Source organism: Orlajensenia leifsoniae (assembly GCF_004570845.1).
GTDB classification, from domain to species: domain Bacteria; phylum Actinomycetota; class Actinomycetes; order Actinomycetales; family Microbacteriaceae; genus Orlajensenia; species Orlajensenia leifsoniae.
In genome coordinates this window covers 728531-744565 of sequence record NZ_SPQZ01000002.1, presented here as the reverse complement: position 1 = coordinate 744565, position 16035 = coordinate 728531, and the positions used below count along the sequence as shown (strand labels likewise).

Genomic DNA, 16035 nt, shown 5'->3' with positions numbered 1-16035 from the left:
AAAGAGAAGCTCTATGGCTAACTTCAACATCGCCGACCTCAAGGCTCTGCGCGAGCAGCTCGGTACCGGAATGTCCGACACCAAGGCTGCGCTCGTCGAGGCCGAGGGTGACGTCGAGAAGGCAACCGAGATCCTCCGTCTCAAGGGTGCGAAGGGCAACGCGAAGCGTGCCGACCGTTCCACCTCGGAGGGCCTCGTCGCCGCCGTCGAGAACGGCAACGGAACCGCCACGCTGATCGAGCTCGCCTGCGAGACCGACTTCGTCGCCAAGGGCGACAAGTTCGTCGCGCTGTCCGAGAAGGTCCTCGCCGCTGTCGCCGCGTCTGGTGCCTCATCCGTCGAGGAGGGCCTCGCTGCCCCCGCCGCCGGTGGCACCGTGGCCGACCTCATCGACGGAGAGGCCGCCATCCTCGGCGAGAAGATCGAGCTGCGCCGCGTCGCTCTCGTCTCCGGTGAGAACTTCGCGATCTACCTGCACAAGACGTCGAAGGACCTGCCCCCGCAGGTCGGCGTCGTCGTCGGCTACGCCGGTGCAGACGCTGAGACCGCTCGGTCGATCGCGCAGCACATCTCGTTCGCCAACCCCGAGTACCTGACCCGCGAGGATGTCCCGGCTGACGCCGTCGACAAGGAGCGCGCCATCGTCGAGCAGATCTCCCGCGAGGAGGGCAAGCCCGAGGCCGCCCTCCCGAAGATCATCGAGGGTCGCGTCGGCGCCTACTTCAAGCAGGTCGCCCTGCTCGAGCAGGACTACGCGAAGGACAACAAGCTGTCCGTCGCCAAGGTCGTCTCGGATGCCGGACTCACGATCTCGGGCTTCGCCCGTTTCAAGGTCGGCGCGTAACACGCACAGTGAAAGGAGCTCGGATCATCAACGATCCGGGCTCCTTTTTCTCTGCCATCGCGCGTGCGGTGGCACGCCCCGCAGTCGGGGCACAGTAGGTTGAACACAGTCGACGAAAAGGATGCGTCCAGCATGAACGGAACCCACACGAGGCGGCGCGTGCTCCTCAAGCTCTCGGGAGAGGCCTTCGGCGGCGGATCCCTCGGCGTCAACCCCGATGTCGTCAGTGCACTGGCGCGGGAGATCGCGGATGCCGCCACCCAGGTCGAGATCGCCATCGTCGTCGGCGGCGGCAACTTCTTCCGTGGGGCCGAGCTCTCCCAGCGCGGCATGGACCGTGGACGCGCGGACTACATGGGCATGCTCGGCACCGTCATGAACGCCCTCGCCCTCCAGGACTTCCTCGAGCAGGCCGGTCTCGAGACGCGCGTGCAGTCAGCGATCTCGATGACCCAGGTCGCCGAGCCCTACATCCCCCGCAAGGCGGAGCGACACCTCGAGAAGGGTCGTGTCGTCATCTTCGGGGCCGGAGCAGGCCTGCCGTACTTCTCGACCGACACCGTCGCAGCTCAGCGTGCGCTCGAGATCGAGGCCGATGTCGTGCTCGTGGCGAAGAACGGCGTCGACGGCGTCTACGACGACGACCCGCGCACCAACCCCGACGCGAAGAAGATCGACAGGATCACATACCAGGAGGCGCTCCAGCAGGGCCTCAAGGTCGTCGACTCCACGGCCTTCAGCCTCTGCATGGACAACGACATGCCCATGCAGGTCTTCGGCATGGAGCCGGCGGGCAACGTGACCGCCGCCATTCTCGGTGCCGACCTCGGCACCGTCGTCAGCAACTAAGCTTTCCCTCAAGAACCTTCCAGAAGGAGTCACCGTGATCGCGGATGTCCTGTCCGATGCCGCTGCCCGCATGAGCAAGGCGGTCGAAGTCGCCAAAGACGACTTCTCCTCCGTGCGTACCGGGCGCGCGAACCCCCAGCTCTTCCAGAAGATCATGGTGAGCTACTACGGCACGCCGACGCCGCTGGCTCAGCTCGCCTCGCTGGCGAACCCCGAGGCCCGCACCCTCGTCGTGACGCCCTACGACAAGAGCGCCCTGCGCGACATCGAGCAGGCCATCCGCGACACCCCCAACCTCGGTGCGAACCCGTCGAACGACGGCAACATCATCCGGGTGACCCTTCCCGAGCTCACGGCGGACCGCCGCAAGGAGTTCGTCAAGATCGTCAGGAGCAAGGGCGAGGACGCGAAGGTGTCCGTGCGCAACATCCGCCGCAAGGCCAAGGACGAGCTCGACGCCCTGAAGAGCGAAGTCGGCGACGACGAGGTGTCCCGCGGCGAGAAGGAACTCGAGCAGGTGACCAAGACGCACGTCGACGCCATCGACGACGCACTGAAGCGCAAGGAAGCCGAACTCCTCGAGGTCTAGGGCTGATGTCCGCTCCTGATGAACCCGCGCCGGAAACCCGGGATCCTCGCCGCAAGCGCGATGGGAAGCGTGACGACGTCCGAGCCCAGGTGAAGGCGACCCGCGCCGACATCGAGCGCCAGCTCGAGTCGACGCGCGCGGACATCGAGCGTCAGTTCGAGGCGACACGCGGCAAGATCGAGGCGACGAGCGAGAAGATCCAGGCCCGCACGGGTCGCAATCTGATCCTCGCGATCCTCATCGGCCTCGCGCTCGGCTTCGCCATGCTCTTCAGCCTCATCGTGGTGAAGGAACTGTTCCTCCTCTTCGGAGCGTTCATCGTCTTCTTCACCGTCTACGAGCTGAGCCAGGGCCTGCGGCGGTCGGGCCGGATGGTGCCGGTCATCCCCGTCATCTTCGCCACCGTCGCGATGATCCCCCTGACGTGGTTCTGGTCGGGCGCCGGCCAGTGGCTCGGTCTCGTCGGCGGCATCGCCCTCGTCACGCTGTGGCGACTCATCGAGACGTTGCTGCCCGGGCGGCGGGTGGACGGCAGCTCGCTGCTGCGCGACGTCGGCTCCGCGATCTTCGTCCTCATATACGTGGCGCTGTTCATGAGCTTCACCGTGCTTCTCCTCGCGCGCGAGGGCGGCGAGTACTGGATCCTCGCGTTCCTGATCCTCGTGATCGCCGTGGACACCGGCGCGTACGCCAGCGGCCTCTCCTTCGGGCGGCATCCGATGGCCCCGCGCATCAGCCCGAAGAAGACCTGGGAGGGCTTCGCGGGCGCCGTGGCTGCGAGCCTCGTCGGGGGAGTACTCCTCGCCGTGCTGATGCTGCAGATGCCCTGGTGGTTCGGCCTGGTGTTCGGCGTGGCCATCGTGCTCTCGGCGACCATCGGCGACCTCGCCGAATCGCTGCTGAAGCGCGACCTCGGCATCAAGGACATGAGCTCCTGGCTCCCCGGACACGGTGGATTCCTCGACAGGCTCGACTCGATCCTGCCGTCGGCCGTGATCACCTACGCGTTGTTCCTCATCTTCGCCTGATCTGTTTGGCAGAATGTTCCCGTGAGTACCACCTTCCCCCGCGCCGGTAGAGGCAAGCCCGGCTACAACGTCGACCAGGTCGAGGCGTTCCTCGCGGAGGCGCGCGTCGCCTACGACTCCGACCCCACGACGGCGACCATGGTGGCGGACGACATCCGTCGCACGGCATTCTCGATGCAGAAGGGCGGCTACTCGACGCAGCACGTCGACGCGGCGCTCGAGCGTCTCGAGGACGCCTTCGCCGCCCGTGAACGTGATCGGGCACTGCAGGGTGCCGGGAACGAGGAGTGGTACCGCGAGGCCCGCCAGACCGCCCAGGTCATCCTCAACCGGCTCGATCGGGAGAAGGGCCATCGCTTCCAGCGCACCAGCATCCTCACCGAGGGCTACAGCGTCGCGGACGTCGACAAGTTCGCCGCCAAGCTCACCCGCTACTTCCAGGACGGCTACGCGCTCACCGTCGACGACGTGCGCACGGCTGTCTTCCGTCCTCAGCGCGGCGGGTACCGCGAGGCTCAGGTCGACATCGTGCTCGACAGCGTCGTCGACGTGATGTTGGCCGTTCGGTGAGCCACGCGGTGCGAAGGTGGTCGTCGGCGGGCCTTCTGGGCTAGCATCGAGGAATCGTGGGTAGGCATTCCGGAGTACTCGTCCCCGTCAAGACCGCTGTCGCGGTCGCGACACCGATGAAGCGACCCGCCCCGGTGCGTCGCCGGTCCCGGTCTCACGCGGCACTGTTCGCCTTCGCGTTCGCCGCCAGTGCCGCCTTCATCCTCGTGAACGTCGTCGACCCGTACTCGGGCGCGACAGCCTCTCCCTACTTCCGCGTTCCGCAGGCGTACGACCCCGCCGACGTGCAGGCTCTCGACGTCGCCGGCGAGTACGAGGTGACGATCCAGCGCGACGGCTACGACGTGATGGCCAAGCCCGAACCCGAGCCCGTGATCATCGAGCCCGCCGCCGTCGAGGAGGAGGAGAGCTCAGGCTGGGCACCGCCCGCCGGCAACCCCGACCCCGGGACGGCCCAGGCGATAGCCCTCGACATGGTGCACGCACGGGGATGGGGCGACGGCGAGTTCAGCTGCCTGGTGGCACTGTGGGACCGCGAATCGGGCTGGAACGTCTACGCCAGCAACAGTTCGAGCGGAGCCTACGGAATCCCGCAGGCCCTCCCCGGTTCCAAGATGGGCAGCGCCGGCGGAGACTGGGAGACCAACCCCGCCACCCAGATCGCGTGGGGGCTCGGCTACATCGGCGACCGCTACGGAAGCCCCTGCGGTGCGTGGGCGCACTCCGAGGACGCCGGCTGGTACTGAGCCGCCGCGCTTAGACTGGACCCATGCCCCGATCCAACCGTCCGCCGCAGCGCGGGCGCGGCCGGGGCGGCGACGAGCCCGACGACGACCTGACCCGCCTCATGGCCGGATGGCGTCGCACCGAGGCGAAGCGCGACGGCAGCTGGAACGTGCAGCCCGTGTCGAGCCTGCAGGCCGTCAAGAGCTACGTGTGCCCCGGATGCTCCCTGGCAATCGACCCGGGCATCGCCCACGTCGTGGCCTGGCGCGCCGACGCCCTGCTCGGCGATGCCGCCGCATTGGCCGATCGTCGCCACTGGCACAACCACTGCTGGCGCATCCGGTGACGGATGCCGCACGAGATGAGGATCCGTTGACCGACACGGCCACGCAGGAGATCCGCGGAGGCATCGACCTCCCGGCCGTCCGAGAGGACATCGAGCTGCGCACGAGCGACGGGTTGACGCTCGTCGGAGAGCTCGCTCTGCCCGCCGACCGGCCGCCGGTGGCGACGCTCGTGACGCTGCATCCGCTGCCCACCCACGGCGGTTTCATGGACTCGCACATCCTGCGGAAGGCGGCCGGACGACTGCCGGCACTGGCCGACCTCGCCGTGCTCCGCTTCAACACCCGCGGGACGACGTCGCCCAGGGGGACGAGCGACGGCGCCTTCGGCGATGGCGTGACCGAGAGCGAGGACGTTGCAGCGGCCATGGACTTCGTGGCCGAGCGCGGGCTGCCGCATCCGTGGCTCGTGGGCTGGTCGTTCGGAACCGAACTCGCCCTGAAGCACGGGCTGGAGCACCCGATCGACGGCATCATCCTGCTGTCCCCGCCGCTGCGCCGCACCAGCCCCGACGAGCTGGCCCGGTGGGCCGGGAGCGGGCATCCGCTGGTCGCACTCATTCCCGAGCACGACGACTTCCTCAAGCCCGCTGAGGCGTTCGAGAAGTTCGCAGCGGTCCCGGATGCCGAGGTCATCGCGGTCGACGACGCCAAGCACCTCTGGGTGGGGGAGACGCAGACCCGGCGGGTTCTCGACGAGATCGTGCGCGTCGTGAACCCGGCCGCCCTACCACTGCCGACCCGCTGGCCGGCCGACTGACTGGAGCGCCGCAGACCGATGCCTAGAGCTCGTTCTGGCGGGGGATCACGACCTGCTTGATGATCAGGAGGATCGACGCGGCGACGGGGATCGCGATGAGCGCTCCGAGGATGCCGAGGAGCGCGCCTCCGGCGAGGGCGGCGATCACGACGACGGAGCCGGGCACCGAGACCGCGCGGCTCATGATGCGCGGGCTCAGGATGTATGCCTCGACCTGCATGTACACGATGTAGTAGATCGCGGCCACGAGGGCGGTCAATGGCGAACCCAGACCGGGGATGAGGCAGACCAGCACGATGATGACCGAGCCCGAGATCGTTCCCACCAGCGGAATGATCGACAGGAAGAACGCGATGAAGGCGAGCACTGCTGGGAACGGTGCCCGGATGATCGACAGGAAGATGAAGCTCAGCACTCCGTTGATGAGACCGAGGCTCACCTGGCCCACGACGAAGCGGCCGACGGATGCCGTGATCTGCTCGGTCAGATCCGAGAACCGTTCGCGCTTCGAGGCCGGGACCAGCTGGTAGGTCGCCCGCTTGATCGATCCGAGCGACGCCGTGAAGTACAAGGTCAGGATGAGCACGATGATGACGGCGAAGAGCCCGGCGCCGATGCCGATGCCGATGGCCAGCACCCCGCCGGCGAGATCGCCGACCTTGGTCGGATCGGCCACGAAGTCGTTGATCGACTTGGTGATGCTGTCGGCGATGAGCGGCACGTCGAAGGCGGGGAACTGGTCCTGCAGCTGGTCGATGAAGTCGGGGCTCGCCACCCGCTCGACGATCGACGGGATCTGCGAGATGAACTTCGAGGTCTCCGACACGATGATCGGCACGACCAGGACCACGAGGCCGGCCACGAGGCCGAGCACGCCGACGAGCACCACGAGGATGGCCGACCAGCGCGGCCACCGCTTGGACTCGAGCCACGAGACGACCGGGTCGAGGCCGAGCGCGAGGAACAGCGCGGCGCCGACGTAGGTGAGGATCGTGGACAGCTGCACCACCGAGAAGAGGATGAGCAGGCCGAGGCCCACGCCGAGTGTCCCGATCAGGCCGAGCCTGAACGCGTTGTGGATCTTCACTGAGGTCGGATTCCGGCTCTGCTGCGGCTACTCGCCGTCGGCCCGAACCTGCTCGGCCTGCTTGAGCACGCTCCGCAGGCTCTCGAAGTAGCCCGCGACGGCGTCGCGCTCGATCCGGATCTGCGAGAGGCGGTCCTCGGCGTCGGACACGAGGGCGCGGGTGCGCTCGTCGGCCTCGGAGATGGCCGCCTTGGCACGGGCCTCCGCCTCGCTGATCGCGTCGGCCGCGTCGGACTCGGCCTGCGAGACGAGGGCACGCGACTCGGCCTTGGCCTCGGTGTCGAGGCGGTCGGCCTCCGCGCGGTTCTCCTTCGTGCGCGCGATCGCCTCGGCGAGCTGGGCGTTGGCGTCGTCGAGGAACTTCTGCGTCTGCGAGACGGCCTCCTGGTGGCGGGCGAGGTGCTCCTGCTCGGCTTCGTCGCGGCGGGCCTTGAGCTCGACGTCGAGGTCGATGCGGGCCTGCTCGGTCTCCCGGCGGAGCTTGCCGACCTCGTGGTCTGCCTTCTTGCGCATGGCGGAGAGCTGGTTCTCGAGGTCGATGCGGGCCTGCTCGGCGTCGGCCTCGAAGTCGGCCTTGGCCTGCTCGTGCTCGAGTGCGAGGTCGGCGCGGGACTGCTCGACGTCGGCGTCGTGGCGGGCGCGGAGGCGCGCCAGTTCGTGCTCGAGTCGCTGCTTCGCAGCCTCGGACTCCCGGCCCAGGTCGGTCTTGGCCTGCTCGCGCTCCAGCGCGAGGTCGGCGCGCGTCGCGTCGATCTCGCGCTGCAGGTCGGTGCGCTGCTGGGTGAGCTCGTGGTCGAGGGCGGTGCGGGCCTCGGCGATCTCGGCGTCGATGGCCTGACGAGCCTCGGCGCTCTCGCGCTCGAGGTCGAGTCGTGCCTGCTCGGTCTCGCGGGCGAGGTCGATGCGTGCCTGCTCGGTCTCGCGGGCGAGCGTCGCGCGGGCCTGGTCGAGTTCGAGGGCGACCTCGGCGCGGGTCTGCTCGGTTTCCTGGGCGAGACCTGCTGCGGCCTCGCGGGCCTCGGATGCCTCACGGTTGGCCACGACGCGGATCTCGGCGGCCTCGTGCTCGGCCTCGGCGCGTATGGCGGCGGTCTCGCGCTTGGCGGTGGCGCGGAGCTCTGCGGCCTCGGTGGCGATGGCTCCACGGATGGCGGATGCGTCGCGGGCGGCATCCTGGGTCAACAGCTCCTGCTGCTCCTTGGCGCGCGTGACGACGTCGTCGGCCTCGATGCGGGCATCGTCGAGGATGCGTGCTGCCTTGCCGCGGGCGTCGTTGAGCACGCGCTCGGCCTGGTCGTTGGCCTGGGTGCGGATCTTCTCGACCTCGCCCGATGCGGAGCTGCGGAGCTTCTCGGCATCGATGTCGGCCTGGGCGATGAGCCGGGTGGACTGCTCCTCGGCGACTCGGAGCGTGTTCTCCAGCTTGGTGCCGAGTCCGGAGAACGTCGGGCTTCCGACCTCTTCGAGTTCTGCGCTCAGCTCGTCGATGCGGGCATTGAGGCGCTTGATGTCCTTGGCGGCCTCTGTGGCGTGGTTGTTCGACGTGATGACGTCGCGGCGGAGTCCCTGGATGACCTTGTCGACCTCGTCACGGTCGTATCCGCGGAAGACCTGGGTGAACTCTGTCTCGTCGGTGGCCAATTGATACTCCTTGTCGATGCGGCAGCCGGGGGAGAGCATGCACGCCGCTCATGATTTTAGTGGGTGTCGGCACCCCATCGCATACGACCCCATCCGGGGCAGGTGGGGAGGGCTGAGGCGACTCTCAGGAGCGCATCGGTTAGTCTGAGGGGTCTGTGCATCCGGCACACGAGGAGAGTTCTTACGTGCGATTCGTTCTAGCCATTGCGGCGTTCTTCGTCGCGGCAGTGATGATCGCGTTCGGCATCGCCCAGCGCACCGTGCTGCTCGAACCGTCGAGCATCGAGCTCGCCGTCACGACGCAGGACGGCGACCCGTACTCGGTCATCGATGCGAGCGCCCTGCTGGCGCATCCCGGAGCCCAGACCGTGAAGGTCGCGGGATCCGGACCGGTCATGATGGCCCTCGGCCGGGAAGCCGACGTGACGGCCTGGATCGGAGACGAGTCATTCGAGACCGTGCGCTTCGACCAGAAGACGAACGAGCTGACGACGAAGCCGCCGGCGTCGACGGAGACACCCACGCCGACGCCCACCCCGACATCGACGCCGACGGGCACGCCGACCCCCGGTGCCACCGCCCCGGCCACGCCGGCTCCTCCCGCAGCAACCGACGATGCAGCGGCCGACGCGACGGCGGATGCGGCATCGAAGGCCGACCCGACCGCCAACCCCGCCGGCAGCGACCTCTGGCTCGAGGAGTACTCCGGAACGGGCAGCGTCAGTGCCACCCTCAGCATCCCCGAGGGATACTCGCTGCTCGTCGCCGGTGACGGTGCCGAGCCGGCGCCGTCGAAGATCAGCATCACCTGGCCCCTCGACAACTCCACCCCGTGGGCCGGGCCTCTCATCGTCGGCGGGCTGGTGTTGCTTCTGGTCGGCCTGGTGAGCTACCTGTTGGCGCTGCTGCACCTGCGCCGCTCGCGTCGACCGCGACGCAACATGCCGAAGGGGCCACGGATGCCGAAACTGCCCCGCGCGCCGAAGCCGAAGACCATCAAGGAGGTCACCGGCAACGGTGGCGGTCGCCGCGCCATCGGACGAGCGCCGCGCATCGCGGTGCTGCCCGTGCTGCTGATCGGCGGGCTGGCCCTCAGCGGATGCTCATCGGACTACTGGCCAACCTTCGGGCCCGAGCCGACGATCTCCGCATCCGCCACGGCCACGGCCGACTCGACCCCCGCACCCGTCGCAGACGAGGACATCAAGCCTCCCGCCGTGACTGTGCCGCAGCTCGAGCGCATCGTGCGCAAGATCGCCGTCCTGGCCGGCGACGCCGACAAGGCGCTCGACGTCGACGCGATCAAGACCCGCTTCACCGGTCCGGCCCTCCAGCTGCGCGAGGCCAACTACAAGGTGCGTGCCACTCTTCCCGACTACGCGGCGCCCGACGCGATCCCCGCGGCCCCAGTCGTGGTGACGGCCCCACAGCAGACGGACTCCTGGCCCCGCGTGGTGATGACGGTCATCCAGAACCAGGAGGACCCGACCACCAAGCCGACGGCCTTGGTCATGACCCAGGAGTCGCCGCGGAAGAACTACCTCGTGCGCTACGCGGTCTCGCTCACGGCCGACGCCACCGTACCCGGGCTGGCTCCAGCAGTGATCGGTTCGCCGATCGTCGCGCCAGACTCCGAGTTCCTGCTGCTTCCGCCCGACCAGGTGGCCTCCGCCTACGCAGACATCCTCCTGCAAGGCGACAAGAGCCAGTACTACCCCCTCTTCGACACCGAGAACGATCCGCTGATCGCCCAGGTCGGCGTCGCCACGAAGGAGGAGCGCCGTGCGGCCCTTCCGGCGACTGCCGCGATCGACTTCACCAACTCCGTCGGCGAAGGGATGACCATCGCCCTCGCGACAAACGACTCCGGTGCCGTGGTCACGGCCAACATCAACGAGACCGAGACCGTGAAGCCGACGGATGGCGGCACGGTATCGCCGCAGAACGCGGCCAAGGCCTACTCGGGTGTCGAGAACTCCGCCAAGGGCGTCACCCAGACCTACGGCGACCAGATCCTGTTCTACGTTCCTCCTGCGGGATCATCCGAGAAGATCAAGCTCCTCGGGTTCTCGCAGGGACTCATCTCTGCCTCGGAGGTACCGTGACCAACCTGCCCCCCGTGCCGTCCCGCCTGAGCGGCGCCGTCGACCTGTCCTCTCTCGCGAACCGGCCGCAGCCGGGCGCGCCCGGGGCCGCGGCGGGTGGCGGAGCTCCCGCCGCCGGCGCAGCGGTGCAGGTGCCGAGCCTCGTGCTCACCGGCACCGACGAGAACTTCGGCGAGGTGCTCGAGCTCTCGCAGCACGTTCCCGTGATCGTCGACCTCGCCGCCGACTGGGCAGAGGAGTCGGTGGCGTTCACCGCCGTTCTGCAGAAGCTCGTGCGCAGCTTCGGCGGGCGCTTCGTGTTGACCACGGTGCAGGCCGAGGCGAACCCTCAGCTCGCCCAGGCGTTCCGGGTGGAGTCTGTACCGACCACCGCCGCCATCGTGTCGGGCCAGCCCGTTCCGCTGTTCGCCGGTGTCGTTCCCGAGGAGCAGGCGCGCGGCGTTCTCGAACAGGTGCTGCAGTTGGCCGCCCAGAACGGTGTCACGGGCACCGCGACTGCTCTCGACGCGGATGCCGCAACCGAGACCCCGGAACCCGTCGAGAAGCCGCTGCCACCCCACCACGCCGAGGCCTACGCCGCCATCGAGGACGGCGACTACCCGGCCGCGATCGGCCACTACAAGACGGCGATCGCCCAGAACCCCGCCGACAGGGAGGCCGTCGCCGGTCTCGCCCAGGTGAGCCTGCTGTTCCGCCTGCAGGGCAAGACCATCGACCAGATCCGCAACGGCGCCGCAGCCGCACCCGACGATCTGGACGCTCAGCTCGACGTCGCCGACCTCGACCTGTCCGGCGGACACATCGAGGACGCCTTCGATCGTCTGCTCACGGTGTTCCCGAAGCTGGATGCCGCGGGCAAGAACCTGGTGCGCGAGCGCCTGCTGGAGCTCTTCGAGGTCGTCGGCCTCGACGACCCGCGGGTGGCGCCGGCTCGTCGTCGGTTGACGGCGCTGCTGTACTGACGCGCCCCGAACCGGAACCTTCCGGTCGCTGAGGCCCGGACGAAGTCCGCGGCCGAAGCGCGCCGAAGCCACCGGAGCGCGCCGCCTCCCTCCACCTCGGCGGCGACTTCGTCGCTGCCTCGGCGAGCGGAAGCGGCGACTTCGTCGCTGCCTCGGCGAGCGGGAAGCGGCGACTTCGTCGCTGCCTCGGCGAGCGGGTGACGGGCTACCGCTGCAGCTTCAGCCAGAGCCCCCCGAGCGGCGGCAGCGTGACCGCGGCCGAGGCCGGACGCCCGGCCCAGGGCGTCGCCGTCGCCTCGACGCCGCCCAGGTTGCCGACGCCGGAGCCGCCGTAGGCTGCGGCATCCGTGTTCATGATCTCGTCCCAGCGCCCGGCGAACGGCAGGCCGACGCGGTAGTCGCTGTGCGGGTTGCCGGCGAAGTTCATGATGCAGGCGATCACGTCGCCGCTGCCGTCCTTGCGGAGGAACGAGACGACGTTCTGCTCGGCAGCGCCGCCGTCGATCCACTCGAAGCCGCTCGAGTCGTTGTCGAGAGCCCACAGGCTCGGGTTCTCCCGGTACACGCGGTTGAGCGCGCCGACGAGATCGAAGAGGCCGCGGTGGCTGGGCTGGTCGAGCACCCACCAGTCGAGTCCGCGCTCCTCGCTCCACTCGGACGGCTGGCCGAACTCCTGGCCCATGAAGAGCAGCTGCTTGCCGGGGTGGGCCCACATGAAGGCGAGGTAGGCGCGCACGTTGGCGAGCTTCTGCCAGTGGTCGCCCGGCATCTTGGCCAGCAGCGAGCCCTTGCCGTGCACGACCTCGTCGTGGCTGATCGGCAGCATGAAGTTCTCGCTGAACGCGTAGAGGAACGAGAACGTGATCTCGCTGTGGTGGTAGGACCGGTACATCGGGTCCTCCTGGATGTACTGGAGCGAGTCGTGCATCCAGCCCATGTTCCACTTGAAGCCGAATCCGAGTCCGCCGGCGGAGGTGGGCGCCGTGACGCCCTTCCAGCTGGTCGATTCCTCGGCGATCATGACGACGCCGGGGTTGCGCTTGTAGGCCGTGGCCGTCGCCTCCTGCAGGAACGAGATCGCCTCGAGGTTCTCGCGTCCTCCCTGGATGTTCGGCTCCCACTCGCCCTCCTTGCGCGAGTAGTCGAGGTAGAGCATCGAGGCCACGGCGTCGACGCGCAGGCCGTCGACGTGGAACTCCTCGAGCCAGAACAGGGCGTTCGCCACGAGGAAGTTGCGCACCTGGCGGTTGCCGAAGTCGAAGACCAGGGTTCCCCAGTCCTTCTGCTCGCCGCGGCGCGGGTCGGGATGCTCGTACAGGGGCGCTCCGTCGAAGTTCGCCAGGGCCCACTCGTCCTTCGGGAAGTGGCCGGGCACCCAGTCCATGAGCACGCCGATGCCGGCCTGGTGCAGCCGGTCGATCAGGTAGCGCAGGTCGTCGGGGTGGCCGTACCGGCTGGTGACGGCGTAGTAGCCGGTGACCTGGTAGCCCCAGGATCCGCCGAAGGGATGCTCGGCCAGTGGCATGAACTCGACGTGCGTGAAGCCCAACTCGTTCACGTACTCGATGAGCTGGTCGGCGGCGTCGCGGTAGTTCAGCCCCGGGCGCCAGGAGCCGAAGTGCAACTCGTAGACGCTCATCGGGTCGTCGTGCACGTCGTGCGAGGTGCGGTGCGTCATCCACTCGCCGTCGTTCCAGGTGTAGTTCGATTCCCCGATGACGGATGCCGTCGCCGGAGGAACCTCGGTGAACCTGGCCATCGGGTCGGCCCGTCGCACCCACTCGCCGCCCTGGGTGAGCAGTTCGAACTTGTAGGCGCTGCCCGGGTGCAGCTCGGGAACGAAGATCTCCCAGACTCCCGACCCGCCCATGCTGCGCATCGAGTGCTGGGTGCCGTCCCAGCCGTTGAAGTCGCCGATGACGCGCACGGCCCGGGCTCGCGGCGCCCAGACCGTGAACGACGTGCCGCGCGTGCCCGCGGTCACGCCGAGGTGCTCGCGGTAGTGCGCGCCGAGCACGTCCCAGAGGCGCTCGTGCCTGCCCTCGCCGATGAGGTGCAGGTCGAGCTCGCCGATCGACGGCAGATAGCGGTACGGGTCGTCGGCGATCCAATGGGCGCCGTCGGCGTAGCGGGTCTCCAGCGTGTAGTCCTGCACGCCGAGCACGCTGACGCCCTGCCAGATGCCGTGCCCGATGTGAGCGAGCTCGATGTGCGCGCCGGAGGGCAGCACGGCGTGCACGCTCTCCGCGAGGGGCCGCAGGGCGCGGATGACCGTCACGGGGTCGCCAACGCCGGCGGCGTCGACGAGGTGCTGGCCGAGCACCGAGTGCGGGTCGAAGTGGCTGCCCGTGGCGAGGGTGGCCAGCAGTTCGGGGGAGAGCTCGGGCAGGCCCAGGGCGACCTCGGCGTCGTCGCGTGTCATGCGGGGATTCCCTTCGATGCTGCATCCGTCGCTGAGACGGGGCGGACGTGCAGGATGTGCACTGGGGTCGTGAACGAGTCGAGGCGCACGTAGTTGTGCTCTCCCCAGGTCCAGACTGAACCCGTGACGAGGTCGTGCACCTCGAAGAGGGCGTCGGACGGCAGCCCGAACGCCGTGGGATCGAGGTGCACCGTGGTCTCGCGCACCGAGTGGGGGTCGACGTTGGCGACCACGATGATCGAGTCGGACTCGCCGGTCGGGGTGAATGCGCCGTCGAGGTGCTTCGAGAACACCAGCACGGCGTCGTCGTCGCTGCCGTGGAAGCGGATGTTGCGCAGCTGCCCGAGAGCGGGATGGGTCGAACGGATGTGGTTCAGGATGCCGATGAAGAGGGCGAGAGAGCGCTCCGACTTCTCGGCGGCCGCGAAGTCACGCGGCTTGTACTCGTACTTCTCGTTGTCGATCGCCTCCTCTGCGCCCGGGCGGGCGACCGCCTCGAACAGCTCGAATCCGGAGTAGACGCCCCACGTCGGCGCCATCGTCGCGGCGAGGGCGGCGCGGATGGTGAAGGCGGCCGGACCACCGAACTGCAGGTACTCGGTGAGGATGTCGGGCGTGTTCACGAACAGGTTCGGGCGCAGGAAGTCGGCCGTCTCCGTAGAGAGGGAGGTGAGGAACTCCTCGAGCTCCTCCTTCGTGTTGCGCCAGGTGAAGTAGGTGTACGACTGCTGGAAGCCGACCTTCGCGAGGCTCTGCAGCAGCGCCGGCCTGGTGAAGGCCTCGGCGAGGAAGACGATGTCGGGGTTCTCGGCGTTGACGGTGCCGATGAGCCACTCCCAGAAGTCGAGCGGCTTGGTGTGCGGGTTGTCGACCCGGAAGATGCGCACGCCCTGGGCGATCCAGTGCCTGATGAGTCGCAGCGACTCCTGGCGGATGCCCTCGGGGTCGTTGTCGAAGTTGATCGGATAGATGTCCTGGTACTTCTTCGGCGGGTTCTCGGCGAAGGCGATGGTGCCGTCGGGCAGGGTGGTGAACCACTCAGGGTGCTCTGTGACCCAGGGGTGGTCGGGCGAGGCCTGCAGCGCGAAGTCGAGTGCGATCTCGAGGCCGGCCTCCCGGGCCTTTCCGACGAAATAGCGGAAGTCGGCGAGGGTTCCGAGATCGGGGTGGATGGCGTCGTGCCCGCCCTCGGCCGAGCCGATGGCCCACGGCGAGCCCGGATCGTTGGGCCCCGCGTCGAGGGTGTTGTTCGGCCCCTTGCGGAAGGCGCGGCCGATGGGGTGGATGGGCGGCAGGTAGAGCACGTCGAAGCCCATGGCCGCCACGGCCGGCAGTCGCTTCGCGGCCGTGCGGAAGGTGCCGCTCTTCCACGATCCGTCGGGCAGCTTCCTCGCGCCCTCCGAGCGCGGGAAGAACTCGTACCAGGAGCCGCGTCCGGCGCGGGTGCGCTCGACACGGATCAGTCGCTGAGGCGAATGGGACTCGAGGCTGGCGACGGGGTGGCGGCCGATGATCTCGTGCAGACGCGGGTCGGCCGACACGGCCAGGCGGGCGGCATCCGTCTTCGAGACATCGGTCAGTTTCTTCGCGGCGGCGCTCAACAGGCGGCGATCGGCGAGCGGGCGGGCCTTATCGGCTCCGGCCCCGGCCAGCAGCTGGGCGCCGATGGTGAACATCAGCTCGACGTCGACCCCGGCCGGAACCTTGAGCTCGGCGTTGTGCACCCAGGTCTCGAAGTCGTCGGCGAACCCCCGCACACGCCAGGACCACTCTCCCTGCACGTCGAGCAGCACCTGCGCCTCCCAGCGATCGGTGCCCGCAGCGAGGGGCTTCATGCGGTGAACGGATGTCGTTCCCGTCGGGTCGGTGATCACCAGCTCGACGCCGATGAGGTCGTGGCCCTCTCGGAAGGCGGTCGCGCGGAACGGCACCACCTCACCGACGAAGGCCTTCGCCGGCCAGAGATCATCGTTGATCTGCGGCGAGAGGTCGAGAACGGGAATACGGCCTGCTGACACTGTTGTGAAACTCACTCTCCGACCGTAGCGCGATCAGGTGCGGCGCGCTGAGGGTTGACGTTTACACGCCGGTCACATCACGGCCATAGG

At 68.5% G+C, this 16035-nt stretch carries 14 protein-coding genes; 10 read left to right on the top strand and 4 right to left on the bottom strand.

Annotated features, from left to right (window positions below; genetic code table 11):
• Nucleotides 1-13 precede the first annotated feature (13 nt).
• The 8 genes from tsf (at nucleotide 14) to E4M00_RS07540 (ending at nucleotide 5710) form a co-directional block, all read left to right on the top strand.
• Nucleotides 14-844 (top strand): translation elongation factor Ts, encoded by an 831-nt coding sequence (tsf, locus tag E4M00_RS07575; protein ID WP_135119863.1) that lies wholly within the window; start codon nucleotides 14-16, stop codon nucleotides 842-844.
• A 132-nt stretch (nucleotides 845-976) separates the two neighbouring features.
• Nucleotides 977-1693 carry a UMP kinase gene (pyrH, locus tag E4M00_RS07570; RefSeq protein ID WP_056162230.1) on the top strand — a complete coding sequence of 239 codons (717 nt, stop codon included), beginning with the start codon at nucleotides 977-979 and terminating at the stop codon, nucleotides 1691-1693.
• A 34-nt stretch (nucleotides 1694-1727) separates the two neighbouring features.
• Nucleotides 1728-2282: a ribosome recycling factor gene (frr, locus tag E4M00_RS07565; RefSeq protein ID WP_056162232.1), complete on the top strand. Its 555-nt coding sequence runs from the start codon at nucleotides 1728-1730 to the stop codon at nucleotides 2280-2282.
• A 5-nt stretch (nucleotides 2283-2287) separates the two neighbouring features.
• Complete coding sequence (locus E4M00_RS07560; protein WP_193555555.1) at nucleotides 2288-3310, top strand: phosphatidate cytidylyltransferase; 1023 nt, start codon at nucleotides 2288-2290, stop codon at nucleotides 3308-3310.
• A 21-nt stretch (nucleotides 3311-3331) separates the two neighbouring features.
• Entirely contained in the window at nucleotides 3332-3880 is a 549-nt protein-coding gene (locus tag E4M00_RS07555) for a DivIVA domain-containing protein (protein WP_135119861.1), read from the top strand.
• 56 nt (nucleotides 3881-3936) lie between these two features.
• Complete coding sequence (locus tag E4M00_RS18050; RefSeq protein ID WP_240036907.1) at nucleotides 3937-4626, top strand: aggregation-promoting factor C-terminal-like domain-containing protein; 690 nt, start codon at nucleotides 3937-3939, stop codon at nucleotides 4624-4626.
• A 23-nt stretch (nucleotides 4627-4649) separates the two neighbouring features.
• Nucleotides 4650-4952, top strand: a complete 303-nt coding sequence (locus tag E4M00_RS07545) for an Rv1322 family protein (protein WP_193555554.1) — start codon at nucleotides 4650-4652, stop codon at nucleotides 4950-4952.
• A gap of 26 nt (nucleotides 4953-4978) precedes the next feature.
• Nucleotides 4979-5710 carry an alpha/beta hydrolase gene (locus E4M00_RS07540; protein WP_135119859.1) on the top strand — a complete coding sequence of 244 codons (732 nt, stop codon included), beginning with the start codon at nucleotides 4979-4981 and terminating at the stop codon, nucleotides 5708-5710.
• A 22-nt stretch (nucleotides 5711-5732) separates the two neighbouring features.
• Here E4M00_RS07540 and E4M00_RS07535 read toward each other — a convergent pair whose 3' ends face one another.
• Both E4M00_RS07535 and E4M00_RS07530 read right to left on the bottom strand, forming a co-directional pair.
• Nucleotides 5733-6797, bottom strand: a complete 1065-nt coding sequence (locus E4M00_RS07535) for an AI-2E family transporter (protein ID WP_135119858.1) — start codon at nucleotides 6795-6797, stop codon at nucleotides 5733-5735.
• A gap of 27 nt (nucleotides 6798-6824) precedes the next feature.
• Nucleotides 6825-8438 carry a DivIVA domain-containing protein gene (locus tag E4M00_RS07530; protein WP_135119856.1) on the bottom strand — a complete coding sequence of 538 codons (1614 nt, stop codon included), beginning with the start codon at nucleotides 8436-8438 and terminating at the stop codon, nucleotides 6825-6827.
• A gap of 185 nt (nucleotides 8439-8623) precedes the next feature.
• On the opposite strand from E4M00_RS07530, the gene E4M00_RS17830 reads away from it, so the two are divergent.
• Nucleotides 8624-10543: a DUF8094 domain-containing protein gene (locus tag E4M00_RS17830; RefSeq protein ID WP_167756841.1), complete on the top strand. Its 1920-nt coding sequence runs from the start codon at nucleotides 8624-8626 to the stop codon at nucleotides 10541-10543.
• The gene (locus tag E4M00_RS07515) at nucleotides 10540-11505 is read left to right on the top strand and encodes a tetratricopeptide repeat protein (RefSeq protein WP_135119850.1); all 966 of its coding nucleotides are present in this window, start codon (nucleotides 10540-10542) and stop codon (nucleotides 11503-11505) included. The genes E4M00_RS17830 and E4M00_RS07515 overlap by 4 nt, the downstream gene beginning before the upstream one ends.
• A 205-nt stretch (nucleotides 11506-11710) precedes the next feature.
• On the opposite strand, the gene glgB is transcribed toward E4M00_RS07515, so the two are convergent.
• The gene (gene glgB / locus E4M00_RS07510; RefSeq protein ID WP_135119848.1) at nucleotides 11711-13927 is read right to left on the bottom strand and encodes a 1,4-alpha-glucan branching protein GlgB; all 2217 of its coding nucleotides are present in this window, start codon (nucleotides 13925-13927) and stop codon (nucleotides 11711-11713) included.
• Entirely contained in the window at nucleotides 13924-15960 is a 2037-nt protein-coding gene (locus E4M00_RS07505; protein WP_193555553.1) for an alpha-1,4-glucan--maltose-1-phosphate maltosyltransferase, read from the bottom strand. Before E4M00_RS07505 ends, glgB begins: the two co-directional genes overlap by 4 nt.
• Nucleotides 15961-16035 lie beyond the last annotated feature (75 nt).

Coding starts and splice junctions, on each gene's coding strand:
- E4M00_RS07560 (WP_193555555.1), top strand. CDS start 2,288: ATGTCCGCTCCTGATGAACCCGCGCCGGAAACCCGGGATCCTCGCCGC.
- tsf (WP_135119863.1), top strand. CDS start 14: ATGGCTAACTTCAACATCGCCGACCTCAAGGCTCTGCGCGAGCAGCTC.
- glgB (WP_135119848.1), bottom strand. CDS start 13,927: ATGACACGCGACGACGCCGAGGTCGCCCTGGGCCTGCCCGAGCTCTCC.
- pyrH (WP_056162230.1), top strand. CDS start 977: ATGAACGGAACCCACACGAGGCGGCGCGTGCTCCTCAAGCTCTCGGGA.
- E4M00_RS07545 (WP_193555554.1), top strand. CDS start 4,650: ATGCCCCGATCCAACCGTCCGCCGCAGCGCGGGCGCGGCCGGGGCGGC.